At 68.9% G+C, this 1707-nt stretch carries 2 protein-coding genes; both read left to right on the top strand.

The annotated features are described in order from the left end of the window. Positions 1-174: 174 nt before the first annotated feature. Positions 175-795 carry a TrmH family RNA methyltransferase gene (locus V6M46_RS08065; RefSeq protein ID WP_332663590.1) on the top strand — a complete coding sequence of 207 codons (621 nt, stop codon included), beginning with the start codon at positions 175-177 and terminating at the stop codon, positions 793-795. A gap of 32 nt (positions 796-827) precedes the next feature. Continuing rightward, positions 828-1706, top strand: coding sequence for a bifunctional helix-turn-helix transcriptional regulator/GNAT family N-acetyltransferase (locus tag V6M46_RS08070; protein ID WP_332663591.1), 879 nt, complete (start codon positions 828-830; stop codon positions 1704-1706). The last annotated feature ends 1 nt before the right edge of the window (position 1707 follow it).

Raw genomic sequence — 1707 nt, forward strand, 5'->3', positions numbered from 1 at the left:
CACCGGCGAGCTGTCCGCGATCCAGGAGGTTGAGCGGGACTTCGGCGTCCCGGTCGTCTCGATCATCGACTTCGGCCAGATCGTCCAGTACGTCGAGGAGTCCGGCCGGCACGCCGAGCACCTTGACGCGATCCGGGCCTACCGCGACGAGTTCGGGATCGTGGCGCCGCCGGCATGACGGAGCCGGAGATCGGCGTCGGCGTCGGGCCGTGGGAGGGCGAGTGGCCCGTCGGCGATCACTACGACGAGCAGCTCCTCCGCGAGGGTGACCGCCGCAACGTCGTCGACCGCTATCGCTACTGGACGCTCGAGGCGATCGTCGCCGACCTCGACCTGCACCGGCACCCCCTGCACGTCGCGATCGAGAACTGGCAGCACGACTTCAACATCGGCTCGATCGTCCGCACCGCGAATGCGTTCGCCGTCGCCGAGGTCCACATCGTCGGCAAGAAGCGGTGGAACCGTCGTGGCGCGATGGTGACGGATCGCTACCAGCACGTACGCCATCACGCGTCGGTCGCCGAGTTCGCCGAGTGGGCGGCTGCGTCGGGTCTCACCGTGATCGGGATCGACAACGTGCACGACTCGGTGCCGATCGAGACCGCCGAGCTGCCGCGCGACTGCGTGCTGGTGTTCGGTCAGGAGGGCCCCGGGCTCTCCGACGAGGCGCGGGAAGCCTGCGAACGTACGCTCTCGATCGCGCAGTTCGGCTCGACCCGGTCGATCAACGCCGGCGCAGCGGCCGCGATCGCGATGCACACCTGGATCCGCCAGCATGCCGACCTGGAGGATTGACGCTCGAGATAATCTCTGACTAAGGTCAGAGAATGGTCGACGATCCCGTGGCGACGCTTCGCCGGTTCAACCGCTCGTGGTCACAGCGCGTGGGCGTGCTCGACGAGTCGTTCCTCGGCTCGGGGCGGCCGCTCGGTCCCTCCAGACTCCTGTTCGAGCTCCGTGGAGGCGGCACCGGCGTGCGGGAGCTCCGCGAGCGGATGGACCTCGACTCCGGATATCTGAGCCGCTTGCTGCGGCAGCTCGAAGGCGAGGGGCTCATCGCGGTGACACCCGACCCTGCCGATGCGCGGCGGCGGATCGCGACGCTGACGAAGCGTGGCGAGGCGGCGCAGCAGGACCTCGACGACCGTTCGGACGCCCTTGCTCACGGCCTGGTCGATGCGCTGTCCGACCGGCAGCGCGTACGCCTCGCGGAGTGCCTCGACCAGGCCGATCGCCTGGTGCGTGCCGCGACGGTCTCGATCGAACTGGTCGACCCGGCCTCGGCGGATGCGCGTACGGCGGTCGCCGCGTACTTCCGCGAGCTTGACGAGACGTTCGAGGGCGGATTCGACGTGGCTGCAGGCGCTGCCGACGAGGAGACGCTCGGCGGTGAAAGGGGCCGGTTCATCGTGGCCCGCGGTGGTGGCGTGGTCGTCGGATGTGGCGGCCTGCAGTCGCTGGCGGACGACATCGGGGAGATCAAGCGCATGTGGGTGCACCGCGACTGGCGCGGTCTCGGTCTGGCCGGTCGGCTCCTGCGGCGGCTCGAGCAGGAGGCCGCCGCACTCGGCCACCAAGTCGTCCGCCTCGACACCAACAGCTCGTTGGTCGAGGCTCTGGCGATGTACCGTGCCGCGGGATATGTCGAGATACCGCGCTACAACGACAACCCCTATCCCGACCACTGGTTCGAGAAGTCGCTCTAGG

The sequence above is a fragment of the Aeromicrobium sp. genome (assembly GCF_036676885.1).
GTDB lineage: Bacteria > Actinomycetota > Actinomycetes > Propionibacteriales > Nocardioidaceae > Aeromicrobium.

Excerpts from the sequence above, each read along its gene's own strand:
- V6M46_RS08065 (WP_332663590.1), top strand. The coding sequence starts at position 175 with ATGACGGAGCCGGAGATCGGCGTCGGCGTCGGGCCGTGGGAGGGCGAG.
- V6M46_RS08070 (WP_332663591.1), top strand. The coding sequence starts at position 828 with ATGGTCGACGATCCCGTGGCGACGCTTCGCCGGTTCAACCGCTCGTGG.